Here is a 24913-nt window from a genome sequence, read left to right on the forward strand (position 1 = left end):
GACATCACATGGTAATATATTCAAAACATTAGTGGAAGGGCTTCTAGGGATCCGACGGGTAACCGGGCGAACCGAGCGAAGCCGGGCGCAGTTCAATAGAAGCGCTACAGCGACGTTGCCGCCGCATCTCGAATATTCGGGACGGCCGGCAGCAGGGGATAGAAGACCTCGTGCAAGTTCCGCCGTTTATAACGGTGCGAACGGAGCGAGGTCTTTTCTGCTTTAGCAGAGGAAAGGAGACAGGGGAACATGAAAGCGATAGGTGTGCACGGTTTGACCAAGCGGTTTGCGGTGAAGCGGAAGGCAGAAGGAATGCTTGGCAGCATGCGTTCCTTGTTCCGGCCGCAATATGCGGAGAAAGCGGCGGTGCAGGGGATCGATCTGGAGGTGGAGCGGGGAGAGACGCTTGCCTTTCTCGGACCGAACGGGGCGGGCAAGTCGACGACGATCAAGATGCTGACCGGCATCCTGCATCCGACGGAGGGCAGCGCCGAGGTGCTCGGGCTATGTCCATGGAAGGATCGGGGACGCCTCGCGTACCGGATCGGCTCCGTCTTCGGCCAAAAATCGCAGCTGTGGTACCACCTGCCGCCGATCGATTCCTTCGAGCTGATGAGCCGCATCTACGAGCTGAAGCGAGGCGACTACCGCTCCCGGCGGGATGAGTTGGTCCGGCGCTTCGAGCTGGAGCCGTACCTCCACACGCCGGTGCGCAAGCTGTCGCTCGGCGAGCGGATGCGCTGCGAGGTGGCGGCGGCGATGCTGCACCGCCCGCAGATCCTGTTTCTCGACGAGCCGACGATCGGGCTCGACGTGGTGGTGAAGCAGAAGATTCGCGAGCTCATCCTGGACATGAACCGCCAGGAGGGGACGACCGTGTTCCTGACGTCGCATGATGCGGGCGATATCGAGCAGTTGTGCCGCCGGGCCGTCGTGATCAATTACGGGCAGGCGATCTTTGACGACACCGTCGAGGCGATGAAACGCGACCTGCTCACGGACAAATCGATCCGGCTGCAGCTGCTTGAGCCGGGCATGCCGTTTGTCTTCGAGGGCACGCGGGTGCTTCGTCAGACGGACCGCGAGCTTCATCTGTCCGTGGAGACGCGCCGCGCTTCGATGGAAGAGGTGCTCGCGCATCTCGTGCAGCATTACCGCGTCTCCGACATTACGATTGAGGACCCGCCGATGGAGCGGATCATTACGCATATTTACGCAAGGGAAGAAGGCGGTGCTTCATGAGAACGAAGGCGCTTAAGTATACGGCGGTCGGCCGCATCAGCCTGCGCAATCATTTTGCCTACGTGTACGACTTCCTTGTTCGTTCCATCTTTCTTGTCGTCATTATGTACATCTTCATTCAGTTGTGGCAGGCTACGTTCCAAGGGGAAGGCAAGCCGCTGATCGCAGGTTACAGCTTCGAGCAGATCATCTGGTATATCTTGTTCGCGGAGTCGCTTACGATGGCGTTCCCCAGCCTCGCGCTGCGGATCGAAGAAGAAGTCAAAAACGGCGACGTCGGCTACAAGCTGACGAAGCCGTTCAGTTATATCGGCTACCATTATGTGTCCTACGTGAGCGAAGTGTATGTGCGATTGGCAGTCAATATAGCGGTCGGCTGTACGCTCGGCATCGCGGTGTTCGGGTTTCCTTCCTTCGGCACGGGCTGGGCCGGATTTGTCATCATGAGCCTCGGTTCGATTACGGTCAACTTTTTGCTCGGCATGTCGCTCGCGCTTTGCGCTTTCTGGGTGGAGGAGACGCGGGGGCTCGAGTTCGTATACAACAAGCTGCTTTTTACCGTCGGCGGCATGCTGATGCCGCTGGAGCTGTTTCCCGAAGCGCTGCAGCACGTATGCAAATGGCTGCCGTTTCAGGCGGTGCTGTATTTTTCGGCGAAGACGGCCGTCCGGTGGGAGGACGTGAGCCTCGTTTCGATGCTGGCGGTGCAGTGGGCTTGGGCGGGGGCGCTTGCGCTGGCCGTCGTCTGGATATATCGGCGCGGCGTCCGCAAGCTGAATGTCAACGGCGGCTAGTCCGCTGAGGAAGATGTCAAAAGGACGGACGGTCAATGAGAGATGACTTGTTAAGGGGGATGGAACCGATGGTCGCATGGGCGCATGCCGCGCGCAAGAGTGTCCGGCTGCTTCAGTTCGTCTGGACGTGCTGGAAGCTGAATGTCGCAGGAGCGATGGAGTTTCGGCTCAGCTTCTTGATGACGGCCGGTATGATGATGGTCAACAATACGGTGTGGATCTTGTTCTGGGGGATTTATTTTCAACGCTTCAACGTCGTGAACGGCTGGACGCTGCAAGATGTCATGATGATGTGGGCCGTCAGCGCGGGCGGCTTCGGGCTGTCGGCCGTATTGTTCGGCAACGCCTACCGTCTGGCTTCCCTCGTGGCCGGCGGGCAGCTGGACGTCTATTTATCGCAGCCGAAGCCGGTGCTGCTGCATTTGCTCGTTAGCCGGATGTCGGTGTCCGCGATCGGCGATGTGCTGTTTGCGCTGGTGCTGTACGCGATGTTCGGCCATTGGACAGCGGCCGGTCTGCTCAAGTTCGGGCTGGCGCTGCTGATTGCCATGCTGATCTTTCTCTTCTTCGCCGTAGCAGCGCAGTCGCTCGCGTTCTACATCGGCAATGCGGAAGGGATCGGCCAGCAGCTGTTCAATGCGGTTTTGACTTTCGCGACGTATCCGACGGGCATCTTTAAAGGGTGGGGAAAGCTCATCTTGTTCACGGTGCTGCCGGCCGGCTTCGTCAGCTATTTGCCGATCGGGCTGCTCCGCGAAACGGAAATGCCGTTTGTGCTGGCGGCGCTTGGCATGGCGATGCTGCTTACGGCAGGGGGTGTATGGTTCTTTCATAGGGGTCTGCGGCGCTATAGCTCGGGCAATAGGACCGTGCTTCGGGTATAAGTATGCTAATTTTTTTCCTTTAAATATGACAAAGGTTCTATACTTGCTTGGAATTTTTAGGTATAATGAGGGAACCAACAAGTCCTAAGAAGGAACGCGTATGTCGAAAAAGGAGACCACCCTATGAAGGCAGAGTTAATCAATCCGTTTCTCGAGTCTGCTAGAGTCGTTATTGAGCAAGTCGCCAATGTCAGACCGAGCACCGGCAAGTTGGGCATTAAAGACGTGAAGTTTGTGGAGAAATACTTGTGGATCATGATCGGAATGACCGGACAAATGCAAGGGGATATCGTCTTCGGGCTGCACGAGGAAGTGGCGCTGCGCATGGTTTCTGCCATGATGGGCGGCTATACGATCACCCAGATGGACGATATGAGCAAGAGCGCGATATCCGAGCTCGGCAACATGATCAGCGGCAACGCCAGCACGATGCTGTACAACCAGGGCGTTCATGTGGACATTACGCCGCCGAAGCTGATGCACTCGGAAATATTCGACGGATTCGCGGTAAAGAAAGCACTCACGATTCCACTCATCATGGACGGCATCGGAGAGCTTGATATCCAGGTTCTAATTGCATAGTTGAAATGGGGAATCGATTACGTGTAATCTTGAAAGCGAAGGGTTCCGGACTTCTACGTCCGGGGCCGTCGCTTTTTTGCATTGAACGGATGCGGCCACGGCTGCATGACGCATTTCGGCTATGAGGCGAATAGGGGTACAGGGGGCGAATCCATGTCTTTTGAAGGGAAGATTGCCGTCATCACCGGCGCGTCCAGCGGGATCGGCGCGCTTATGGCGCAAATGCTTGCGGCTCGCGGCGCGGTGCCGGTTCTGATGGCCAGATCGGAGCGCAAGCTGGCGGAAGTGGCCGCAGCGATAAAAGGAGCGCATGATGTGCATGTGCTCGACGTTACTTCGGCGGAACAAGTAGCGCAAACGATGGAGCAGGTGATCGCCAGACACGGGCGGATCGACATCCTGATCAACAATGCCGGCTACGGCATATTCGAGCCGTTCGTTTCGACGCCGCTGGAAGCGTTCGAGCAGATGATGGACGTGAATTATATGGGCACGGTCCGCTGCACGAAAGCGGTGCTGCCGCACATGCTGGAGCGCGGGAGCGGGCATATCGTCAACATCGCCTCGATGGCCGGCAAGATCGGCTCCGCCAAGTCGAGCGGTTATTCGGCGACCAAGCATGCGGTGCTCGGCATGACGAACTGCCTGCGGCAGGAGCTGGTCGGCACGGGGGTACATTTGTCGGCGGTCAATCCCGGACCGATCGATACGCCGTTTTTCGATACGGCGGACCCGACGGGCCATTACGTGAAAAACGTAAAATGGTTCATGCTCAAGCCGGAGCGCGTCGCCGCCCAGGTGCTTACGGCGATCGAACGCCGCATCCCCGAAGTTAATACGCCGTTCATGGCGGCGTCGGGCGTGAAGCTGTACCAGCTGTTCCCCCGTCTGTTCGACGGGATCGCATATAAGCTGCTGAACAAAAAGTGAAGGTCGCTGCCGAGCTTGAGCATGGAGCGCAGCGAAACCATGCGCATCCGCGCTCAGCCTCAGCCTTTGAGCCGGGCTGCGTTAGGGCAAGGCTGAGCCATACAACCGACGAAATGCGCGGAAACGGGGATACGGGTAAACAGGGATTCCGGGCAACAATATCCGTGCAATATTACCGGAAAGGAAGAGAGACGCCAGATGCAACCAAACGATAAGCTGCAGCCCGAAGCGGCTGCGGCGGCCATGTTACAGCTGACCATGACTTCGATCGACAAGCAATGGGGCGTATTGCAGCCTGTATTTGCCGCCTTTACGGCGGATGCCGTGCTGACCCGGGAGCTGGAGGACACGCTGCTGCAGGAATTGTACGTCGCCGCGCTGGCACTCGAATTGTACGATCTCCCGCATGTGTTCACGGCGGAGAAGGACCGGGAAATCGAGAGCGAGCTGCTGCGCATCCTGGCATCGGGAGATTTTGCGCCGCTGGGGCTCGCGGATACGATTCGCCTGCATTATTTGCCGCGGCTGCGCGAAATTCGCAGAGAGGAGACGGCCGATGTCGGCGCAGCGCTGCTGGAGGCGGCGATCGGCATCTTATACGAGCGGCTGCCGCTGCCGCTGAAGCCGTCCAAGCCGCAGGGAAGTCTGCTCTGGAGCAGGCTGATGCAGGCGATGGCGCTCTGGATTGGCAAATGGCCGGCGATCGCCCGAGGTTTGAGCGCGGCTCCGCAAAGCCGGCCCTAGCGGGTTGGCTGTACAGGACTGTGCAATCCGGCACTGGCGCTTGGGATTTTGCGTACGCTGGAAAAGCCGCAGCGCGGGCATGCCAAAGAGCGAGCGGTCCAGGCAGTCCGCTTGATGGCGGCACGTCAGCTCCGGTCGAGCTTGCCAGCAGAAGTGTTCAGACGAACTAAAAAGACTTGGCGAAGCACGTAAGTCTCGCCAAGTCTTTCCGTATTCGGTACATGTGGACGCGCATCTATTCGGCGTCGATTCGAAATTGTTCCAAACGCGTCTGCAGCTCTCGATGAATACGCAGCAGCGCATCGATGTCTTCCTTGGGCATGGAGGTCAAGGCGTCCGCCATTGCACGGTAAGCGTATGCATTTTGTGTGGATTTTCTGGAAATCTCGATTCCTTCCGGAGTGAGCTCTAACTGGACCTCCCGGCGGTCGCCGCCTGAGGCATTTCGTTCGACCAGACCCATTCGGACAAGTCCGTCAACGCTGACGCTTATCGTGCTTTTGGCCGAATCGAGCTTCTCCGTCACTTCTTTCAAGGTGATGCCGGGCGTGGAGAAGAGCGTATTCAGTACGGCCATCTGCTGCAGCGTTAATCCAAGCCCGGCGGCGTTCTGCTGCGACAGGCGGGTTGTGATCTTGCCGATCGCCCACAACGATTGCAGCACGGCAGCCGATTGCTTCACCATCGGATCTTGATAATCCATCGAAATGCCTCCCGACATATGTAATAGTTCTGTTTGGAACAGTTCATGTATGAACTATTATATATCGGCAAAGGAAGGATATCAACGCACCGTTTCCGGCTGTCCGCTTTGACGCAGTAACCGTTGCTTCGAGTTAGTTGCCGTCCGTCTCAGGCTTCGCCGTTGTCCTCGCTTTGCGGCCCGGGGTTCTGCTGTTTCGCTTTCAGCTTCTGGTTCAAATCGCGCACTTCCTCGAACAGTTTGCGGATTTCCGCTCTGCTTTCCGGATGCGACTGACTCCAGTGGCTGGCCAGCGCCGGCATCGTTTTATGAATGTGGCTGTAAATCGCCCATACTTTCATTTTGTCGACCATATCCGGGGTGGATTCCCCAGTCAGCAGCTCGGAAAATTTCTCGACCAATGCATCAAATTCAACGGAAAACCGGGAATTCACTTAAAAAATCCACCTTTCAGGTATAATAAGTTTTAGTGTACCCCTAGTGAGCGCAAGTGTCAAAAAATGGAGTGTGAGCGATGGACATCACGATGCCTGACGAACAACAAACGGCAGCCGGCGGATGCGGCGGCGTCCCCGAGGCAGGGGCCTTGCTTGAGAAAGTGCCGCTCCGCTGCCAGGCCAAAGGCATTTTATTATACCTTGTTACATATACAAGCGAATCTTTCAAAGTCAAGGGCTATCTGGCTGTCCCGCAAGACGTGCCGCTGCCCGCCCCGGCGGTCATCTACTGCCGCGGCGGCATACGCAAAGTCGGCATGGTGCGCAAGCGCCGGCTGCTGGCTATGGCGCGGCGCGGTTTTGTCGTGTTCGCGCCTTTTTACAGAGGCAACGAAGGCGGGGAAGGCCGGGATGAATTTGGCGGGGACGACCGGTATGACGTATGCCACGCGATTCCGATGGTCCAATCGCTGCCCGAGGTGCAGCCCGGTCCGGTGCCGCTGATCGGATTTTCCCGCGGGGCGATCATGGCGATGCTGGCTGCCAGGGAATGCGAGCAAGCCGGCCCGGTCGTCATCTGGGGCGGCGTTAGCGATCTGTTCGACACGTACGAGGAGCGCGTCGATATGCGGCGCATGCTGAAGCGGGTCGTCGGGCATCCGCGCAAGCAGCCGGAGGCGTACGAGCGGCGCTCGCCGGTCTACTGGATCGATGCGATCCGCGTGCCCGTCATGATCGTTCATGGCACCGGAGATACGCAAGTGAGTGTGGAGCAAGCCCGCAAGCTGGGACAAGCGCTCGAAGCGGCCGGCAAAGATTATACGATGGAGCTGTATGACCAGCTGCCGCATCGTTTTCCGAAGGAAGCGGACGAGCGGGCGCTCGATGCCATTTTTGCCTGGATACGGGACAAGCTGGACCGTGTTCCTGCGGAATTATCGGCAGTCCCGCTCGCCAAATTGCCCGAGAATTCGCAGGATCATTCTGTTATACTAGGGAAACGCCGATAATGTAAGGAATGAAAGGATGATGTTATGAGCGGCTTTGCGTCTTTACATATTGATCCCGTTTATTTGAAACGGCTGCAGGAACAGGACATTACGGAGCCGTCCCCGATTCAGCGCGAGGCGATTCCGCCGATAATGGAAGGCAAAGATGTCGTGGCCCAGTCGCAGACCGGCACAGGCAAAACGCTGGCCTATGCGCTTCCTCTGCTGCATAAGATAGAAGAAGCTTCGCGCGAAGTACAGGCGCTGGTGCTCGTGCCGACGCGTGAGCTGGGCATGCAGATCGTGCAGACGCTGGAGCAGTTGACCAAGGACACCGGTATCCGCGTGCAGCAGCTGATCGGAGGCGCCTCCATCGAGCGGCAAATCGACAAGCTGAGGCTGAAGCCGCAGATTGTGGTGGGCACGCCCGGCCGTGTGCAGGAGCTGGTCAAGCTGCGCAAGCTGAAGCTGCACGGCATTCGCACGGTCATCGTCGATGAGGTCGACCAAGTATTCGAGCTCGGCTCCATGCAGGATGTGGAGGCGCTGTTCAAAGGCATGCTGCGCGAGAAGCAGCTGCTGTTCTTCTCCGCCACGCTGCCCGCGCCGATTCAGCAGGTCGTCGACCGCTGGATGCGCGAGCCGCATTACGTGCGGGTCAAGCCGGCGCAGCGCACGTCGGAGACGCTGGAGCATGTGTACTTCGTATGTCAGGAACGGGACAAGGTCGATACACTGCGCAAGCTCGTGCGGCTGTACAACCCGAAGGCGGCGATGGTGTTCATTAACGAAACCGACGACATCGGCGAGGCGATCGCCAAGCTCAAGTACGCCGGGCTGTCGGTGGAAGGGCTGTACGGCGACTCGTTCAAGCAGGAGCGGGCGAGGGCGATGCAAATGTTCCGCGCGGGACGCTTTCAACTGCTTCTCGCTACGGACGTGGCGGCGCGCGGACTCGACTTGCCGCAGGTGACGCATGTGTTCAACCTGGACCCGCCGGTGGACGCGGATCATTACGTGCATCGCGTCGGACGGACCGGACGGATGGGCCGACAAGGCGTAGCCGTATCGATCATTACGCCGAAAGAACAGTTCATCATCGATAAATTCGCCAAGACGCTGGGTATCGAGCCGGAACGCCGGGAGATGTTCCACGGGCGCATCGTCGACCCCGCGCGGGAGCAGGCGATCCGCCAGGAAGCGAGAAAACCGGCGGCGCGCGTCAAGACGCGGGATACCGACGCGGCGGTCGCGCCCGTACGGGACGGCCGTTTCGCCCAGCGGGCGGAGGCGAGGCCGCAGCCTGCCCAGGCGCCGAAGCCTTCGGCGGCCGCAGCTGCGGACCGGAAGGCGTCCGTCAGCAGCGCCGCCAAACCGGCCAGAGCGGCGGCCACACCGCCCGCGCCGGACAAGCGGAAAGCCGACCGCGAGCGCGACCGCAAAAACAAAGGCGCGCCGCGCTGGTTGAAAGAAAAGAAGAACCAATCAGATAAGCCGCGCTCTTAACCGGTCGCCGCTGCGAATCGGAAACCTTCACGAAGCGAACGGCAAGGAAGCAGGAGCGCGCGGACAGGCTTGCAGGCAGGAGTGATGGGTCAACGATGGGCTCCATAGTCAAAGGAATCATAAGCTTGCTCATGATCGGAATGTTGGCTTCCTTCCTCGTCATCGCTTTCATCAAGCCGGAGCAGCGGCTCGATCTGGCCTACACGGAGCTGCCGCTTCGGGACAAACTGGCCGGCATGGTGTTGAACGGGAAGCCGGAAATCACGCTGACGGAGCCGGAGGTAAACGGCCTGCTCAAGAAGGCGCTGGCCATCCGTCCGGAGGTGCGTCCGAACGTGACGGTGACAGGCGCGCGCTTCGATCTGCAGGGAGATCAGCTCACCGCCGACGTGAACGTGCTGATCAAGCGCCGGATTGCGGCAGCGGCGACGCTTCGCTTCGATCTCGTTTGGATGGAGCCTTACTTGGTGGCCGTGCATAAGGAAACTTCCGTGAAGCAGGTCAAAATCCCGGCATCCTGGTTTCATCTGGAGCCGCTGCAGGCGAATTTGAACGACTACTTGCCTCGCCTTGCGGCGATTCGCAGCGTTGCGTTCGAGAACGCCGGCGTCAGGCTGAGCTTCAAGCTGCGCTAGCCGCGCCGTCGTGATGAGCTGGGCGAATTGCGGCGCAACGCCGGAAGGTTCGCCATGAAGTGGTCCATGTCGGCAGATCGTAGGCGATGAAGGAATCGCAGTGTGCCTCAGAATGAAGAACAGAAGAAAGACGCATCCGACTCCTTTTGGGAGTGAACAGGATGCGTCTTTTTGGCTTGCACTCTGTATGTGGGATGGAGGGAAGTGGGGGTTATGATGTGGCTCGACCGTCGCAGCGCCGTCTTAACCGCCTCCTTAACCGCCTCCTTAACCGCCGCCTGCAGCAAGCAACGAAACGCGGCTCGAACGCTTGCAGCGATGAAACATAACTCGACTACGTAGTTCCACCGTCTTCAGCATCGATAGGTAGGTCGACCGCCGCTCCGGCGGAACACTCGCTTAGGCTTCACATGCGCTGGAAAGTCATTGTTCGATAAAACCAATAAGTAGTGGGCCAAACCGTAATATTTTGCGTTGAAACAACCGATTTGAGGCATGTAGTAGCCAAACCGAACTATTCAGAGCCCCATCCCTCTGAATAATTGGGTTGGCACTACTGTAAGGCGTTTGACGACCGTTTGCGCCGGTTTTAGCTGGTTTTACCCAAGGAATAATGGGGATAACCGCACTGTTGGGCAAGGCGGCGCTTGTCTCGTCGCTTCTGTGGGTCGGGTCCGTCGGAAAGGAAGCCGGTCCCCAATTCATCCAAGTGGGGTTCGACCGACCGCTGCGCAGCGCCGAAACGTACGCTTGGGATTCACGCGTGTTGGATATGGGTCCAATAGCTCAGAGTCTTTCGTTTCGAGAATTCTGTGCTTGCTTGGTGCAGAGAAACGCTTGCCATGCGCAGAGAAACGGCCTGTTCACGTTGCCCAACCGGCCAAAGCCGATACAAGGGGAATGCGCAGAAAAACGGCCTGGTCTAGCTGAACCAGTCAAAGCCGATACAAGGGGAATGCGCAGCGATCGTTCCCCAACCGGTCTAGGCCGATGTAAGAGGTGAAGTGCCGAGAAAGGGCGAGAAGTGACACGATGCAAAATTGTGAATGAGCTATTGGAGGCCATGTCTGATGCCGCCATCCATCCCGCATCCAAAAGCAGCCACACACATCGCAAAAGCACCGAACGGTTGGTCTCAGGTCCCCCTGATCCAACCGTTCGGTGCCGTCCCACTCGGGAATGCTTCGGCCAAGCAGCGTGTTCGCCGTTTGCGGAGCGCTGCTGCTTGGCTATTTGCTCTCATCCGCTTTACCGCGTCCGATGCGGCCTAGGATTATACGTTGCTAATGTACTGATTGATCACATTTTTGATCAGCTCGGTGCGGCCGGATTGGTTGACAATCGGCTTGTTTTGCAGCGCGTACGCTTCGAGCGATTTGAAATTCGCCCGGCCGGAGACGATGTCGGCGCCGATGCCGGACTTGAAGGAAGCGTAGCGGCTGTCGGTCACATCGTCCAGCACGCGGTCTTCGATCAGCTTTGCTGCGACCTGCAGCCCTCTCGCGAAGGCGTCCATGCCGGCGATATGCGCGTACACGACATCGATCGGCTCGAAGGAAGAGCGGCGTACCTTGGCGTCGAAGTTGACGCCGCCGCGGCCGATGCCGCCTTCATTCTGTAAAATTTCGTACATCGCGAGCGTCGTCGAGTATAGGTCGGTCGGGAATTCGTCCGTATCCCAGCCGAGCAGCATGTCGCCCTGGTTCGCGTCGATGGAGCCGAGCACGCCGTTGATCCGCGATACGCGCAGCTCGTGCTCGAACGTATGGCCTGCGAGCGTCGCATGATTCGCTTCGATATTCAGCTTGAAGTGCGAGAGCAGATCGTATTTTTGCAGGAAAGCGAGCGCCGTCGCCGCATCGAAGTCGTATTGATGCTTTGTCGGCTCCTTCGGCTTCGGCTCAATGAGGAACTGGGCGTCAAAGCCGATTTCCTGGGCATAATCGACGGCCATATGCAGGAAGCGCGCCAGGTTGTCGAGTTCGAGCCCGAGGTCCGTATTCAGCAGCGTTTCGTAGCCTTCGCGTCCGCCCCAGAACACGTAGTTTTCTGCGCCGAGCTCTTTGCCGTGCTCGAGCGCCTTCTTCACCTGCGCCGCGGCGTAGGCGAACACGTCCGCATTGCAGGTCGTAGCCGCGCCGTGCACGAAGCGAGGATTGGAGAACATGTTGGCCGTGTTCCACAGCAGCTTTTTGCCGGACGCTTGCATTTGTTCCTTGATCAGCGCGACGATCGCATCCAGGTTCTGGTTCGTCTCCTGCAGCGTGGCGCCTTCCGGGGCAATGTCGCGATCATGGAAGCAGAAGTAGTCGACGTCCAGAATGTTCAGCAGCTCGAAGCACGCTTCCACGCGCGCTTTGGCAAGGTCCATGCCGCTGTACTGATCCCAGCCGCGAACCGCCGTGCCGCTGCCGAACGGGTCGGTGCCGTTTGCGGTGAACGAGTGCCAATAGGCGACTGCGAAGCGCAAATGCTCGCGCATCGTTTTCCCGAGAATGAGCTGATCCGGGTTGTAAAATTTGAAAGAAAGCGGGTTGGTTGACTGCCGGCCTTCGAATTGAATTTTCGAAACGTTGCCAAAATAGCTCATTGATCATCCCTCCGGATAATAAAAGGTAGGAGTCCGTTCCACGGCATGCCGCCGTACAGAAACGCTTACAAACGTCATCATATCACGAAGCGGCGAACTTTGTAAATTGATTAAACAAACTTAGTTAATGCAGAATGAGTCCGATTCGTGTTAAAATCAGTGTCATCACGAATATACTTGTATGGTTCGCTTGCAGCGGTCGCCGGTCATCTCATGATCAACGCCGCAGTAAGCGTGGAGGCATAAGCAATGAAGCAAACCGGTGATTTGAATCTGGTCAAAAAAATAAACAAATCGATCGTGCTGCACCATATCCGCAGCGCTTCGCCCGTATCCAGAGCCCGTCTGGCGGAGCTGACGGGACTGACGAAAGCGACGGTTTCGTCGCTTGTGTCCGAGCTGATCGACAGCCGTCTTGTCGACGAGATTGGCGCGGGGGAGTCGAGCGGCGGCCGTAAGCCCGTCATGCTGCGCTTCAACGGAACGGCCGGTTACGCCGTCGGGGTGGATCTGGGTATCAACTATATTTTGACGGCGCTGACGGACTTGAATGGCAATCGGGTGGAGCAATACCGGATGAAGCATGCCAATTCGTCCGTGGAAGCGGTGATCGCCGACCTGATCGCCTGCATTCGCGAGGTGATCGGCAGAGCGCCGGACAGCGCCTACGGCATCGTCGGCATCGGCATCGGCATTCCGGGTTTCAGCGACGAGCAGGGCCAAGTGCTGTTCGCGCCGAATCTCGGCTGGGAGAACGTGCCGCTGCAGCAGCGGATCGAGCAGGAATTTGCGATCCCGGTCGTGATCGACAATGAAGCGAATGCGGGCGCGGTGGGCGAGAAGCAGTTCGGCACGGGCCGGGAAGCGGCTCATCTCGTATACGTCAGCATCGGGATGGGCATTGGCACGGGTATCATTATTAAAGATGAGCTGTTTCGCGGTTCCTCCGGTTTTTCCGGCGAGATGGGGCATATCTCGATCCGCTACGATGGCAAGCCTTGCCGCTGCGGCAATGCGGGCTGCTGGGAGCTGTACGCGTCCGAGAGTGCGCTGCTGGAGCAGGCGCGCGCCGTCCTGCCGGACATCGACGTCAGCGTAGAAACGCTTATCCGGCAGGCGGAAGAAGGAAACGCCGCCGCGATCGACTGCTTCGAGCGGCTGGGTGGCTACCTCGGCATTGGGATCGTCAATATCATTAACAGCTTCAACCCGGAGTTGATCGTGATCGGAGGAAGGCTGGCGGAGGCGGAGCGCTGGCTTCGCGGAGCCGTCCATGAGGCAGTGGAACAGCGCTGCTGGCCTTATCCGCGGGCGCAGCTGCAGGTGTGTTTTTCCGCGCTGGGCTCGGGAGCAACCGTGCTCGGCGCGTGCTCGTTTGCGATCGGCAAGTTTTTCGCTTCGACAAAAGTATCGGTGGAGTGATCGACATGGATAAGGGCCCAAGCAACGCTTCTTCATACCGCATCCCGTTATTTTGCGCGGTGACGCTCTTATTCTGGTTCTCGATGTACACGTGCGTGCCGATCCTGGCCGCTTACGTCGAGGACTTGGGGGCGTCCCACAAGATGGCCGGCCTGATCGTCGGCATGTACGGACTGAGCCAGATGCTGCTGCGCATCCCGGTCGGCGTCATCTCGGACCGTTTCCACAAAAGAAAGCTGTTCATCGTCTTCGGTTTGGTGTTCTCCATACTGGCGGGCGTCGGTATTCTCGTCACGCAGGATTTGACGTGGATTTTAATACTGCGCGCGCTGGCCGGAGCGGCGGCGGCGACGTGGGTCGATTTCACGATCTTGTTCGCCAGCTATTTCGCGAAGGATGCGACGACGCAGGCGATGGGCACGCTGTCGGTGTACAACTCGCTCGGACAAATGCTCGGCATTTTGACGGGCGGCTGGTTTGCCGATGCTTACGGGTGGGAATCGGCCTTTCTTATCGGAGCCGCGGTCGGCGTCATTGGGCTTGCCGGGGCGTTCTATCTGGTGGAAAAGATCGATCCGGATGCGCAAAAAATTACGTTCCAGGGTGTGCTTGAAGTTGCGGGGGACCGGACGCTGCTGACCGTGTCGTTCTTGTCCATCTTGTTCCAGGTGCTGACCTTCGCGACCGTGTTCGGCTTTACGCCGGTATTCGCCCAGTCGCTCGGCGCCTCCAAGCTCGATATGGGGCTGCTGACATTCTTCTCTACGTTCCCGACGGCGCTGGCCGCGTGGATCGGCGGCAATCATCTGGCCCGGAAAATCGGCGAGAAGCGGGTGGTCGTCATCGGGTTTGTGATCAGCGGCTTCTTCACGCTGATCATTCCGTTTACGGGATCGTTATGGCTGCTTATCGCTACGCAGGCGCTCGCCGGCTTCGGCCGGGGATTTACGTCGCCGGTGCTGATGTCGCTCAGCATCAAGCACATGGATACGGGCAAGCGGGCGACCGCGATGGGCTTCTACCAGGCGATCTACGGGCTGGGCATGTTCGGCGGGCCGCTGTTCATGGGCATGGCCGGCGACTGGCTTACGCTGCAGCAGGGCTTCGTCATCGTCGGCCTGCTCGGATGCGTGACCGCGATCCTTGGCCAGCTGATGCTGCGCGCGGGAAGGCAGCCGCTGCCGGGCGCTTCGCCCGGCGCGAAGGTGCTGACCAAGTGAAGCGATGCCGCTCCGGCTGCCCGGTTCGACCGATCGCCATATAGTGTTGCAACGCGCGTCAGCGTTTAGGGATTCGCGCGCGCCGCAGATTGCGGCAGCCGGCCTGGCCGGAGGGTGCGAAGACAATGAAACGAGCCATTCTGCCTGCCGCTTGATCGCGGTAAGCAAAATGGCTCGTTTGGGGTTCCGTACCGATTTATGAAGGGGTCCTTACAAGGACGGGCTTCCGTAGAAGCTCCATCCCCTCCCGTACGGTCGCTCGTTAACGATCAAGTGTACAACAGCGTAATGACGAGCAAATTGTAGAGTACGAGCGGGAGTATGGCGTTGTTATAAGCGGCGGCGGCTCCCGGCCCCCAGAACCCGCGATGCCCGTGATGCCCTTGCTGCTGGGAAACCCTCACATACACATGCCCTTCGTCGCAGCTGACGATTACGCCTTCGTACACATGCCCTTCCACCGTCTGAATACGGACGAATTGATTGGTGTGCTGCTTGCAAATGTGGTGGATGCGATCGCGAATCGCCTTCAAGGTGTGAACGGACTGCGAATCCGCCTGATACAATACTTGCGAATGTACCGGATGCTGATAGCTCATAGCTTAACCTCCGCCTGGATTGGCTGTTTTTTTATAAGAATCAGAAGCTTTTTCTTATCAGCGTATGCAGGCAGCCGCCCGAACGTTCCGCGTTTGCCACGCTCCGGCAGCCGATTCCTGGCGAGTGCCGTCTGCACCGCCTGCGCCTCGCAAGCTCCGTCTCGCCATGCAAAATCCCCCGGCTCGTCCGAATGATCATCGGGCGCTACGGGGGATTTGTCGTCATCGTGGCGAGACGCTATTTTTTTCTTTTCAGGATGTACTGCGGATAGACGATTTCGCCTGTATCCAGCTTCGCGATTTCATCCGCCGTCCAGCCGGCGATCTTGTTGTTACCGGTGACGCCGGTCAGCTTGATGTTGTACTTGCTGGCGAGATAGCTATGCAGCGCGGGCATGTCCGCTTCCTTAACTTCGCGAAGCTTCTTTTTGCCCTGGATTTGTCCGAGAATGACGCCAATCGACTCGGCGGCGAGACTCGTGTTCGGCTGAATGCGCGCGCTTCCGTAGGCAATCGCCGAGGAGCCGACGTTTTTGCCTGCCATGATGACGTTGTCGTAGTCTTTCAGCAAAAAGCTGCGCAGCGGCATGCCGTATTTGTCGGGACGTCCCATCTCGATGCCCCATTTGTTGGCGCTCGTGCCTTGAAGGTCGAGCGGATAGCCGGCGATGCTGACGTTGTCCCAGAACATGCGCGCGCCCAGCATGTCGGACGGCTTCAGCACGTAATCCGTTTCGTAATGGTTGTACTCGCGAATGTACAAATAATTCGGGAAGCCGTTCAGCTCGGCATGCTCCCAGCCGGGAAGGCTTTTACGGAAATGCTCGAGAATGAGCGGGATTTCTTTTTTGCCAAGTGCCATTGCGTCGGCAATCGACTTGTCGTCCGCAGGATCGACCGTATAGATCAGAAACGCGTTAATGATGACTTCCCCGTCCCGCTGGCTTACGGCATTCAGTCCCCGCAAAAACACGCGGTCGTTCGACGGCTTGTACTTGCCGGTCATGCCGGCCAGGCTGATCGCGTAGCTGTTGTCCACTGAACCCCAGCCGTATTTGGTGCGCTTCTCGTCCGCCGGCGTTGCGTTGAACTGCGATTGGAACTTCGCCCAATCGACATTTTTGAATTTCATCATCATGCCGGAGCTCATGTACTCGACGTTCGTTTGCCCGTAGAACGCTTCAAGACCCGGCATCCGCGGCACCTGCAGCTTACCTACAAGCGCGGCGAAGTCGGTATTTTCCACCCAGTAGGAGGAAGTAATCCGTTTCTTCTGGCCGTCCTTGCCCGTATAGACGAGCGCATTGATCGCTTGGGGGCCGAACGAGCCGGGCGCCAGCTCCAGACCGTTGATTTGGATGCCTTGCTCGACCGGAATATCTTTGGCCAGCTTGTCAAAATATTGCTCGAATTCCTTCAGCTTGCGGATTTTGCCGTTGCGGAATCCGTCGAACAGCTCCTTGGCCCGCCCTTGCACGAGCAGTCGATGCTGGTCGTCCCGGGTTTCGTCCAGGAACAGCATCTCGCCTTGCAATACCTGACCGCCGAACGCCGCCCGCGGATCAAGCACTTTGACCTTGAGTCCTTCGTCCGCCGCCGCACGGGCCAAATACAATCCTTCCAGCTCGCTGCCGATGACGACGACGTCGACCTGCTCGGTGGGCGGCGGCGGCTCTTTCGGTTCTGGTTTTGGCTCCGGTTTCGATTCCGGCTTGACGGTGCCGGGATCTGCCGTACCGCCGTTTCCGGTCGGCGAGGCCGCATTGCGAGGTTCTTTGGCTCCGGCGTTCCACTGGACTACGCTGTAGATCGCCGCCAGCGCCACAAGCGCCAGTACGGCGAGGCCTACGGAGAGCCTTTTGCCTTTTTTTCTCATCCCTTGCGAATTCGCTCCTTTACTATGCAGGCGACTGACTTGGTTCCCGCAACAATCATCATTTTCCTTTCTAAAGTCTACCATGTTTCATAGAACGGTTCAAAAACGATTTTTTCAGCAAATGTGAAGCTTTTTTTCAGCAAATGTTCAGCACCCCCACAAACGATTTCGCAATAGCGAACGATGTAGTAAATCCAGGAACTCTTCGCGCGAAAGTTCTTACACTTACATAACCCAAAGGAGAATGACAACTTATGAACAAAACTTTCCAGAAAACGATGATTTCCGGATTGACGCTGGCCATGGTGCTTGGCGGTTCTGCCGCTGCGTTTGCGGACGGCAAAGGAAAAGGCAACGACGATAAAGGGAAGGGCCGCCAAGATAACGATCGCAGCAAGTATGAAACGACGGTAAAAGGAAACATCAACGTTAATCTCAACATTAAGCTCAGCTTCGACGATCTGAAAGGCAAAGACGTGGAGTGGGCTCAACGATACATCGCATCTCTGGCATCCAAACGCGTATTTGAAGGTTATGAGGACGGCACGTTCCAGCCGCGCAAAACGATCTCCCGCATTGAAGCGCTTACGGCGGCGGTTCGTCTGATGGGACTGAGAGATCAAGCCGAATCGGCCGAGGCCAAACAAGCGAACTTGAACTTTAAAGATGCCGACAAGCTGAAGCAAAAATACCCTTGGGCCGTAGGGTATGTATCGGTAGCGCTGCAAAACGACCTGTTCTCGGAGTCCGAGGACATGATTCAACCGGAAAAAGAAGCCGACCGTCTCTGGGCGACGACGCTGCTGGTCAAAGCAATGAAACTGCAGGATGAAGCGAAATCCAAGATGAACGCGAAGCTTCCGTTCAAGGATGCGAAGCAAATTCCGGCAGGCTCGGTAGGTTACGTAGCGGTCGCGGTTGAACGCAACCTCGTGGACGGCTATGAGGACAATACGTTCCGCCCGAACAAGCAAGTGACCCGCGCGGAGCTTGCGGCGCTGCTCGACCGCACCGGCAGCCAGCTTCCGGACAATGCTTCCATTAAAGGCACGATTACTGGCACGGTGAGCAACAACTTGCTGTCGATCAAAACAAGCAATAACGAGACGCTCAGCGTCGAGCTCGATCCGGGTGCATTCATTTTCCGCAACGGCCTCAAAGTGACGGCGGGCGAGCTGCAAACCGGTGACAAAGCGGTGATCCGCACTTACGGCGGCAAAGCGATCTACGTGGAAGTGCTGAACGCTTCGACCGACTCGCAGCAGCGCGTCGACTTTACGGCAACAGGCACGTTCAACAGCTACGCGCTGAACGCCAATGGCGAAATCGGCTCGATTTCGATTAACCAGCAGCAGGCGAGCGGCAGCGTGACGACAGCCGTGTACAATGTATCCTCCGAACTGTATATTTCCGGTGACGTAAGCCAGCTGACGCAAGGACGCCAACTGGAGCTGAGAGGCAAAGACCAGCTCGTGCATACGATCATCATTAAGTAGAAGATAGAAAAAGGTTAGCGTTATAATGGAGAAGGACTCTCCCGGCAGCGGTGGATTTACGCTGCGGGAGGGTCCTTCTTTTGCTGCTGATTACGGATTGTCGTCGTTCTCTGTCGTCGGGCTTTACACAGGCCTCTTCAAATTTCACCTGCGAATCGCTTGGCCGGGGGTGGACAGCCGTCATGAAGCGTGTATAATTATATAAATTATTATAAAAGATGAACTTGCGTGGCTGCATGACGGCGAAGGGAATCGGACGGAGGAGCGGAGACCATTATGAAGCAAGACCGAATCAGGCTGGAAGACATCATCGTCGCCAGCCATGTGCTGAAAGATGTCGTACATCACACCCCATTGCAAAAAAATTTCATTTTATCGGAAAAATACGGCTGCAATGTGTTCCTCAAAAGAGAGGATTTGCAGGTCGTCCGTTCGTTCAAAATTCGCGGTGCGTACAATTTGATTAAAAGCTTGCCGGAGGACAAGCTGCGCAAAGGGGTCGTCTGCGCGAGCGCGGGCAATCATGCGCAGGGCGTAGCCTATTCATGCAAGGCGCTGGGGATCCCGGGCAAAATTTTCATGCCGGCGACGACGCCGAGGCAAAAAATTTCACAGGTCAAGCTGTTCGGCGGCACGTTCGTCGAGGTGATCTTGACGGGCGATACGTTCGACGATTCGCTTCGCGAAGCGGTGGAATGCGGGGAGCGGGAAGGGATGCAGTTCATCCATCCGTTCGACGACGCCAAAGTCGCCGCAGGGCAAGGGACGGTCGGGCTGGAGCTGATGAACGATATGCGGGAGCCGGTTGATTACGTGTTCGCCGGAATCGGCGGCGGCGGCCTGATCTCCGGGATCGGCACGTATGTGAAGAGCATCAGCCCATCAACGCAATTAATCGGTGTAGAGGCGGCGGGTGCGCCCTCCATGCGCGAGTCGATCGACAAAGGAGAGATCGTGACGCTCGGCGAAATCGACAAGTTCGTCGACGGTACGGCGGTCAAGCGGGTCGGCGAGCTGACCTTCGATATATCCCGCGAGCTAGTCGACGATATTATCGTCGTACCGGAAGGGAAGGTGTGCACGACGATTCTCGAGCTGTATAACGAGAATGCGATTGTCGCCGAGCCGGCCGGGGCGCTGCCCGTAGCGGCGCTCGAATTTTACCGCGAACAGATCGCCGGCAAAAATGTCGTCTGCGTCATTAGCGGAGGGAATAACGATATTGACCGGATGCAGGAAATCAAGGAGCGGTCGCTCATCTACGAAGGGCTGAAGCACTACTTCATCGTGAACTTTCCGCAGCGAGCAGGCGCGCTGCGCGAGTTTCTCGAGTATGTGCTCGGGCCGAGCGACGACATTACGCGCTTCGAATACACGAAGAAAACGAGCAAGGAGAACGGGCCGGCGCTGGTCGGCATCGAACTGAAGCAGCGGGACGATTACGGCCCGCTCGTCGAGCGGATGCATCAAAAAGGGTTTCGCTACAGCGAGATCAACAAGGATCCGCATCTGTTCAATTTGTTGATTTGACGCATGCAGCGGCAGCTTGAACCCGGGAACGTCTGTTGAACGTTTCGGTTCAGGCTGCCGCTTTGGATTGGAACCGTATCGTTTGAAAAGGCATCTAATCGGCCAGAATGATGTCCTTGCACATCTTCACCTGCTCGATCATATGGCCGATATTTCCTTCGCCCGCGTATTGGGACATGTCAAAAAAATTCGGGTTCAAATCCGACCAGTACAGCTCGTTCTCATCCCCTGAAATCCGGACGTCGCGTTTCAGTTTACCGGCGTACACCTCGACATAGCATTGCTGAAAGTAATACTGAAAATCCATGACATGGTGCAGTACGACATCGTCTTGGCCTATGCCCGTCTCCTCCAGCAGTTCCCGATAAGCCGCCTCCATCCCCGATTCACCGGGCTCAATCTTTCCACCGACAAGATTGCTTAATCCCTTGTACGGCTCCTTCAATCGCTTGCACATCAGCAGCTTTTCCTTGTCCTTGCTGTATATCATGATGACGTTATAGCCTTGCATGGCGGGCCTCCTTATCGTCGAAACGGATCGAAAACTATTAAAAAGCCGGGTCCCGCGAACTTCGCTAACGATAGCGATTGTTCGCGAAACCCGGCCTTGTGCCGCTAGAGGTGCGCCGCTTATTTGGAAGCGACTTTATCGAGATCGAGAACGCCTTGATGGATCAACTCGAACAGCTCTTGCAAATCTTTCTCTTCGATGCAGGAGAAGGCGACGCGCAGATCGGTTTGGCCGAGTGCGATCGTGCCGATGCCGTACTTGTTGAGCAGGTGAACGCGGAGCGATTCGGCGTCTACCGTCTTCAGCTTCAGGCACATGAAGTAGCCGGAGTTGAACGGGTAATATTCCCACACGTCCCCGAAATTGCCGCTATCGAGCAGCGCCTTGACTTTGTTGGCGCGGCCTTTCATGATTTCGAATTTCTCCTGCTTCTGCGCCTTGTATTCCGGCGATTGCAGCGCGTGCAGCACGAATGTCTGCGACGGATGCGGTCCGCTGGAGATCGTGGCGCGGATGATGCCCATCGTCTTTTGCTCCAGTGCGGCGAGCATGGCGTCGCTTTGGCCGGCATACGTAATGAAGCCTACGCGGAAGCCCCAGACGAACTCTTCCTTCGTCGCGCCGTCGATCTTGATCGACAGGACGCGCGGATGCAGATCGCTCAGCTTGCCGGCGAGCGATTCATGCAGCGAATCTTCGAAGAACAGGCCGAAGTACGCGTCGTCCGTGACGGCTACGACATTGATGCCGGCTTCCGCCGCTTCCTTGATCGCCGCAACGATCGCGCTGCCTTCCTCGGGTCCCGGCGTATAGCCCGTCGGGTTGTTCGGGAAGTTCAGGACGACGATCGCTTTACCTTTGCTTTTCTGGGCGAGCAGGGCGCTGCGCAGTCCGTCGGCGTTGAACTTGCGCTGCTGGTTGTACAGCGGGTAATATACGAGCTCGGCGCCGCGGCGGATGCCGAAGGTCAGCTCATAGTTTTCCCAGTTTTTATCCGGGATGATGACCGCGTCGCCAGGGCCGGCGAACAGATCGGCGACGATGCTCAGGCCGTGCGTCAGTGCGTTCGTCGCGATCGGCATGCCGAGGGGCTTGCCCTGCAGCGACGGGTTTTCTTCCAACATTTTGGCTTTCCATGCCGCGCGAAGCTCCGGTTTGCCGGCCGGCGGCGCATATTCGTAAATGTCCTTCGGGTTATACGCGGACAATGTATCTTGAATGATTTTCAGATGCATCGGCTGCCCGTTCTCCAGAGCGGTGCCGATCGTGGCATTGAATTTGTTCGCTTTGGCTTTCGCTTCCGCGGATTGGCTCAAGATGCCGACCTTCGGAAAATACATTTGTTTGCCTAGCTCGGATAACATCTCATATACATGCGGGTTCTCTTGTGCGATCGTATCGCACAGCTGTTGGGCCAGAGGGTTCATTACCTTCCATCCTTCCATGATCTTCATTGGCATTAGCCAATATTATATCACTTTACCGCAGCAGCGTCACGACGGTTTCCGAACTTTCGGCGAATATTTTCACGGTGGCGGCTTGGTTTTGGTAAATCGGCTGTGATACGATAGAATCGGCTACCACGGTAGCGTTTACTGCGTCAGGAGGTCTTCGGGTGACAGCCATCAAACGATACGAGAAAATTATGGAGCTCCTTATGGCTCACAGGGAAGTGTCCGTGGCGGACCTCGCGGAACGGCTCGGCGTGACCGGCAAGACGATCCGGCAAGACCTGGTCAAGCTGGAGGGCAAGGGCGTGCTGGTGCGAACCCACGGGGGTGCCGTGCTGGCGAACGAGAACTATTCCGGCCTGCTTCAAGAGCACGCGCCAAGCAGCAAGCGGAAGGACGAGAAGCAGCAGGCGGCCGCCTGCGCGCTAGGGTTCATCGAACCAGGCGACATCATCGCGCTCGACAGCGGCAGCACGACGTTGGAGATCGCCAAAGGCCTCGAGAACATTCCGCTGACGGTCATTACCAACGACCTGTACATTATCGGCGAACTGATCAAGAAAGAGGAGATCCGGCTCGTCGTGCCCGGCGGATTCCGCAGCCGCAACCTGCTGGTCAACGAAGATGCGGGGCGTTTCCTGCGCAAGCTGAACGTGCAGAAGGCGTTTCTATCGACGACCGGCATTCATGCCGATTACGGCTTTACGATCTTCACGCAAATGCATGTGGAGCAGAAGCGGGCGATGATCGAGACCGCCAGGCAAGTATTTTGCGTGGCTGATCATGCCAAGTTCGATAAAACCGCGCTTATTACGTTCGCCGGCTTATCCGAAGTCGCCATGATTGTAACGGACCCTTCCGTTTCGGACGAAACGGTACGTAAATATGAACGGCTCGGCGTTCGTATTGAACGGGCTTCTCATGACTAATTCGGTTCATTTTGGTTTAAAATTTTTGTATTTGAACTTAAATAAACATTTGGGTTATAATAGAGTTGCTAAAGAAAATGCACTCCGGGAGGAATTGAAATCATGGAAATCCGTTATGCCGTAAGCCCCGCAGAGACGAAGACGCTTGGTACCGAGCAGCTGCGCAAAGAATTTGTGATCGAGAACTTGTTTGCGCCGGGCGAATTGAAGCTTGTCTACTCGCACGTGGACCGTTTTATTACAGGCGGCGTCATTCCGACGAACGAGCCGGTCAAGCTCGAAGCGGACAAGCATACGATGGGTGCGGACTATTTCTTGGAGCGCCGCGAAATCGGGATCATCAACGTGGGGCCGAAAGGCTACATTACGGTTGACGGCACCGAATACGAGATGGACAGCAAAGACGGTTTATACGTCGGTCTTGGCAACAAGGACGTGACGTTCCGCAGCGCAGACCCGTCCAATCCGGCCCGCTTCTATTTCAACTCGACGCCGGCTCATAAAAACTACCCGACCGAGAAAATTGCGATTTCCCAGGCCGATCCGCAGCATCTGGGCTCGATTACGAACTCCAACGAGCGGACGATCTACCGATACATTCACCTGAACGGCGTGAAGAGCTGCCAGCTCGTCATGGGCATGACGCTGCTGAAGCCGGGCAACATGTGGAACACGATGCCTTGCCATACGCATAACCGTCGTTCCGAAGTTTATTTCTATTTCGATATGCCGGAAGACGGCGTCGTGTTCCATTTGATGGGCGAGCCGACCGAAACCCGCCACGTCGTAATGCGCAACGAGCAAGCCGTCATTTCTCCGAGCTGGTCGATCCACAGCGGCGTAGGCACAAGCAACTACACGTTCATTTGGGGCATGGCCGGTGAGAACCAAGAGTTCTCCGACATGGACATGGTCGCGATGAAAGATTTGAAATAACCGATCGTTGTCCTGATCAGGCAGCGACGAACAAAGCACAAGCAACGCGGTTCAAACGCGGGGCTTGTGCTTTTTCTTGTTCAGCGTGCCCAGCCAAGCACGCATCTTCTAGCCGGTGAAAGTCCGGTCACGGGAGGGGCCAAGCCCCCGTGTAGCTAGGATGCCTGCGTACGGAGAAATCTGTGCGCAGAAGCGCATCGACAAAAGTACCCGTCAGAGACGGGGCGAGCAACCGGTCAGGCCGTAACATAAAGTGAATCCTGCCGCGTCGTCAAAAAGGCCTCGCAAGAGGGACAAGAGGAAGCCGAGTCTCGTGAATATGGACGAAGGCCATGGAAGTTGCCTGGAACTTGGAGCAGCAACGAAGAATCCTCCGGCGTATGGGGAGCGGCATGACAAGAAAGAGGATGCAGTGAACTGGGGAGACCCTCCCCTGCACGGAATCAATTTTTTGAGACCGTAAAGAGACGTTCTATAAGCCCGGAAGGTGAAGTGACTCGTCTGCAGGAAGGGAGTCCGAGGGGCTCATACTACCGAGGAACGCAGGACAACACAACCTGCGGGAGGGAAGGGGTCCTGCTTTGTTCATGTTTCTTAAGGAGGTACGAGTCAGTGAATGCCGAGAGGCTAACAACACCAAAGGAAAACGTTCAACAACTCCAAGAGAAACTAGGTCATGCGGCCAAGGAAAACAAGAAGCGTAGATTCCATGCGCTTTATGACAAGATCTACCGGATGGATATTCTGTGGGAAGCATGGAGGAGAGTACGAGCAAATAAAGGGTCAGCTGGAATCGACGGAGAGACACTTGCGGACATCGAAAAGCAAGGGGAGTATCTTTTCTTGTACGAATGCCATCAAATCCTCAAAGAAGGCAAGTATCATCCCCAGCCCGTAAGACGGCACT

At 57.0% G+C, this 24913-nt stretch carries 22 protein-coding genes and 1 pseudogene; 16 read left to right on the plus strand and 7 right to left on the minus strand.

Annotated features, from left to right (window positions below; all coding sequences use genetic code 11):
- Positions 1–249: 249 nt before the first annotated feature.
- The 6 genes from KXG62_RS10020 to KXG62_RS10045 all read left to right on the plus strand — a co-directional run bounded on the left by KXG62_RS10020 (position 250) and on the right by KXG62_RS10045 (position 5176).
- On the plus strand, positions 250–1242 hold the full coding sequence (locus KXG62_RS10020) for an ABC transporter ATP-binding protein (RefSeq protein ID WP_218091802.1): 993 nt from the start codon (positions 250–252) through the stop codon (positions 1240–1242).
- Positions 1239–2036: an ABC transporter permease gene (locus KXG62_RS10025; RefSeq protein ID WP_218091803.1), complete on the plus strand. Its 798-nt coding sequence runs from the start codon at positions 1239–1241 to the stop codon at positions 2034–2036. The genes KXG62_RS10020 and KXG62_RS10025 overlap by 4 nt, the downstream gene beginning before the upstream one ends.
- A gap of 68 nt (positions 2037–2104) precedes the next feature.
- Positions 2105–2920, plus strand: a complete 816-nt coding sequence (locus KXG62_RS10030; protein ID WP_218091804.1) for an ABC transporter permease — start codon at positions 2105–2107, stop codon at positions 2918–2920.
- 123 nt (positions 2921–3043) lie between these two features.
- Positions 3044–3502 (plus strand): chemotaxis protein CheX, encoded by a 459-nt coding sequence (locus tag KXG62_RS10035; RefSeq protein ID WP_218091805.1) that lies wholly within the window; start codon positions 3044–3046, stop codon positions 3500–3502.
- Positions 3503–3655: 153 nt separating this feature from the next.
- Positions 3656–4432: an SDR family NAD(P)-dependent oxidoreductase gene (locus KXG62_RS10040; protein WP_218091806.1), complete on the plus strand. Its 777-nt coding sequence runs from the start codon at positions 3656–3658 to the stop codon at positions 4430–4432.
- Between the two features lie 198 nt (positions 4433–4630).
- Positions 4631–5176, plus strand: coding sequence for a hypothetical protein (locus KXG62_RS10045; protein WP_218091807.1), 546 nt, complete (start codon positions 4631–4633; stop codon positions 5174–5176).
- Positions 5177–5411: 235 nt separating this feature from the next.
- On the opposite strand, the gene KXG62_RS10050 is transcribed toward KXG62_RS10045, so the two are convergent.
- Together KXG62_RS10050 and KXG62_RS10055 are read right to left on the minus strand one after the other, a co-directional pair.
- Positions 5412–5879, minus strand: coding sequence for a MarR family winged helix-turn-helix transcriptional regulator (locus KXG62_RS10050; protein ID WP_218091808.1), 468 nt, complete (start codon positions 5877–5879; stop codon positions 5412–5414).
- 149 nt (positions 5880–6028) lie between these two features.
- A complete protein-coding gene (locus tag KXG62_RS10055) occupies positions 6029–6313 on the minus strand; it encodes a DUF2573 family protein (protein ID WP_218091809.1) in 285 nt (94 codons plus the stop codon).
- Positions 6314–6405: 92 nt separating this feature from the next.
- Between KXG62_RS10055 and KXG62_RS10060 the strand changes: the two genes are divergently transcribed.
- From KXG62_RS10060 to KXG62_RS10070, 3 genes are all read left to right on the plus strand, one after another.
- The gene (locus KXG62_RS10060; RefSeq protein ID WP_218091838.1) at positions 6406–7326 is read left to right on the plus strand and encodes an alpha/beta hydrolase family protein; all 921 of its coding nucleotides are present in this window, start codon (positions 6406–6408) and stop codon (positions 7324–7326) included.
- Between the two features lie 24 nt (positions 7327–7350).
- The gene (locus tag KXG62_RS10065) at positions 7351–8811 is read left to right on the plus strand and encodes a DEAD/DEAH box helicase (RefSeq protein WP_218091810.1); all 1461 of its coding nucleotides are present in this window, start codon (positions 7351–7353) and stop codon (positions 8809–8811) included.
- A 131-nt stretch (positions 8812–8942) separates the two neighbouring features.
- Positions 8943–9446, plus strand: coding sequence for a hypothetical protein (locus KXG62_RS10070; RefSeq protein ID WP_246627374.1), 504 nt, complete (start codon positions 8943–8945; stop codon positions 9444–9446).
- Between the two features lie 1273 nt (positions 9447–10719).
- On the opposite strand, the gene xylA is transcribed toward KXG62_RS10070, so the two are convergent.
- Positions 10720–12036, minus strand: coding sequence for a xylose isomerase (gene xylA, locus KXG62_RS10075; RefSeq protein WP_218091812.1), 1317 nt, complete (start codon positions 12034–12036; stop codon positions 10720–10722).
- Positions 12037–12285: 249 nt separating this feature from the next.
- Between xylA and KXG62_RS10080 the strand changes: the two genes are divergently transcribed.
- Together KXG62_RS10080 and KXG62_RS10085 are read left to right on the plus strand one after the other, a co-directional pair.
- Positions 12286–13458 (plus strand): ROK family transcriptional regulator, encoded by a 1173-nt coding sequence (locus KXG62_RS10080; RefSeq protein WP_218091813.1) that lies wholly within the window; start codon positions 12286–12288, stop codon positions 13456–13458.
- Positions 13459–13463: 5 nt separating this feature from the next.
- On the plus strand, positions 13464–14678 hold the full coding sequence (locus KXG62_RS10085; protein ID WP_218091814.1) for an MFS transporter: 1215 nt from the start codon (positions 13464–13466) through the stop codon (positions 14676–14678).
- 269 nt (positions 14679–14947) lie between these two features.
- Here the strand turns inward: KXG62_RS10085 and KXG62_RS10090 are convergent, their stop codons facing one another.
- Both KXG62_RS10090 and KXG62_RS10095 read right to left on the minus strand, forming a co-directional pair.
- A complete protein-coding gene (locus KXG62_RS10090) occupies positions 14948–15277 on the minus strand; it encodes a hypothetical protein (protein ID WP_218091815.1) in 330 nt (109 codons plus the stop codon).
- A 238-nt stretch (positions 15278–15515) separates the two neighbouring features.
- A complete protein-coding gene (locus KXG62_RS10095; protein WP_218091816.1) occupies positions 15516–17153 on the minus strand; it encodes an FAD-dependent oxidoreductase in 1638 nt (545 codons plus the stop codon).
- Between the two features lie 254 nt (positions 17154–17407).
- Between KXG62_RS10095 and KXG62_RS10100 the strand changes: the two genes are divergently transcribed.
- Both KXG62_RS10100 and ilvA read left to right on the plus strand, forming a co-directional pair.
- The gene (locus tag KXG62_RS10100; protein ID WP_218091817.1) at positions 17408–18649 is read left to right on the plus strand and encodes an S-layer homology domain-containing protein; all 1242 of its coding nucleotides are present in this window, start codon (positions 17408–17410) and stop codon (positions 18647–18649) included.
- Between the two features lie 276 nt (positions 18650–18925).
- On the plus strand, positions 18926–20179 hold the full coding sequence (ilvA, locus tag KXG62_RS10105) for a threonine ammonia-lyase IlvA (RefSeq protein ID WP_218091818.1): 1254 nt from the start codon (positions 18926–18928) through the stop codon (positions 20177–20179).
- Between the two features lie 94 nt (positions 20180–20273).
- On the opposite strand, the gene KXG62_RS10110 is transcribed toward ilvA, so the two are convergent.
- Together KXG62_RS10110 and KXG62_RS10115 are read right to left on the minus strand one after the other, a co-directional pair.
- The gene (locus tag KXG62_RS10110; RefSeq protein ID WP_218091819.1) at positions 20274–20690 is read right to left on the minus strand and encodes an NUDIX hydrolase; all 417 of its coding nucleotides are present in this window, start codon (positions 20688–20690) and stop codon (positions 20274–20276) included.
- A 119-nt stretch (positions 20691–20809) separates the two neighbouring features.
- Entirely contained in the window at positions 20810–22117 is a 1308-nt protein-coding gene (locus KXG62_RS10115) for an aminotransferase class I/II-fold pyridoxal phosphate-dependent enzyme (protein ID WP_218091820.1), read from the minus strand.
- Positions 22118–22305: 188 nt separating this feature from the next.
- Between KXG62_RS10115 and KXG62_RS10120 the strand changes: the two genes are divergently transcribed.
- From KXG62_RS10120 to KXG62_RS10130, 3 genes and pseudogenes are all read left to right on the plus strand, one after another.
- Positions 22306–23070, plus strand: coding sequence for a DeoR/GlpR family DNA-binding transcription regulator (locus KXG62_RS10120; RefSeq protein ID WP_218091821.1), 765 nt, complete (start codon positions 22306–22308; stop codon positions 23068–23070).
- Between the two features lie 102 nt (positions 23071–23172).
- On the plus strand, positions 23173–24006 hold the full coding sequence (gene kduI, locus KXG62_RS10125; RefSeq protein ID WP_218091822.1) for a 5-dehydro-4-deoxy-D-glucuronate isomerase: 834 nt from the start codon (positions 23173–23175) through the stop codon (positions 24004–24006).
- A gap of 612 nt (positions 24007–24618) precedes the next feature.
- A pseudogene (locus KXG62_RS10130) lies at positions 24619–24913 on the plus strand (group II intron reverse transcriptase/maturase); the annotation flags it as partial.

Origin of the sequence: Paenibacillus solanacearum (assembly GCF_910593845.1) — a bacterium.
In the GTDB taxonomy this organism is placed as follows: domain Bacteria; phylum Bacillota; class Bacilli; order Paenibacillales; family NBRC-103111; genus Paenibacillus_G; species Paenibacillus_G solanacearum.

Excerpts from the sequence above, each read along its gene's own strand:
- KXG62_RS10115 (WP_218091820.1), bottom strand. The coding sequence starts at position 22,117 with ATGAACCCTCTGGCCCAACAGCTGTGCGATACGATCGCACAAGAGAAC.
- KXG62_RS10045 (WP_218091807.1), top strand. The coding sequence starts at position 4,631 with ATGCAACCAAACGATAAGCTGCAGCCCGAAGCGGCTGCGGCGGCCATG.
- KXG62_RS10100 (WP_218091817.1), top strand. The coding sequence starts at position 17,408 with ATGAACAAAACTTTCCAGAAAACGATGATTTCCGGATTGACGCTGGCC.
- KXG62_RS10020 (WP_218091802.1), top strand. The coding sequence starts at position 250 with ATGAAAGCGATAGGTGTGCACGGTTTGACCAAGCGGTTTGCGGTGAAG.
- KXG62_RS10110 (WP_218091819.1), bottom strand. The coding sequence starts at position 20,690 with ATGCAAGGCTATAACGTCATCATGATATACAGCAAGGACAAGGAAAAG.
- KXG62_RS10070 (WP_246627374.1), top strand. The coding sequence starts at position 8,943 with ATGATCGGAATGTTGGCTTCCTTCCTCGTCATCGCTTTCATCAAGCCG.
- KXG62_RS10090 (WP_218091815.1), bottom strand. The coding sequence starts at position 15,277 with ATGAGCTATCAGCATCCGGTACATTCGCAAGTATTGTATCAGGCGGAT.
- ilvA (WP_218091818.1), top strand. The coding sequence starts at position 18,926 with ATGAAGCAAGACCGAATCAGGCTGGAAGACATCATCGTCGCCAGCCAT.
- kduI (WP_218091822.1), top strand. The coding sequence starts at position 23,173 with ATGGAAATCCGTTATGCCGTAAGCCCCGCAGAGACGAAGACGCTTGGT.
- KXG62_RS10030 (WP_218091804.1), top strand. The coding sequence starts at position 2,105 with ATGGTCGCATGGGCGCATGCCGCGCGCAAGAGTGTCCGGCTGCTTCAG.
- xylA (WP_218091812.1), bottom strand. The coding sequence starts at position 12,036 with ATGAGCTATTTTGGCAACGTTTCGAAAATTCAATTCGAAGGCCGGCAG.
- KXG62_RS10065 (WP_218091810.1), top strand. The coding sequence starts at position 7,351 with ATGAGCGGCTTTGCGTCTTTACATATTGATCCCGTTTATTTGAAACGG.
- KXG62_RS10095 (WP_218091816.1), bottom strand. The coding sequence starts at position 17,153 with ATGAGAAAAAAAGGCAAAAGGCTCTCCGTAGGCCTCGCCGTACTGGCG.
- KXG62_RS10050 (WP_218091808.1), bottom strand. The coding sequence starts at position 5,879 with ATGGATTATCAAGATCCGATGGTGAAGCAATCGGCTGCCGTGCTGCAA.
- KXG62_RS10035 (WP_218091805.1), top strand. The coding sequence starts at position 3,044 with ATGAAGGCAGAGTTAATCAATCCGTTTCTCGAGTCTGCTAGAGTCGTT.
- KXG62_RS10060 (WP_218091838.1), top strand. The coding sequence starts at position 6,406 with ATGCCTGACGAACAACAAACGGCAGCCGGCGGATGCGGCGGCGTCCCC.
- KXG62_RS10080 (WP_218091813.1), top strand. The coding sequence starts at position 12,286 with ATGAAGCAAACCGGTGATTTGAATCTGGTCAAAAAAATAAACAAATCG.
- KXG62_RS10040 (WP_218091806.1), top strand. The coding sequence starts at position 3,656 with ATGTCTTTTGAAGGGAAGATTGCCGTCATCACCGGCGCGTCCAGCGGG.
- KXG62_RS10085 (WP_218091814.1), top strand. The coding sequence starts at position 13,464 with ATGGATAAGGGCCCAAGCAACGCTTCTTCATACCGCATCCCGTTATTT.
- KXG62_RS10025 (WP_218091803.1), top strand. The coding sequence starts at position 1,239 with ATGAGAACGAAGGCGCTTAAGTATACGGCGGTCGGCCGCATCAGCCTG.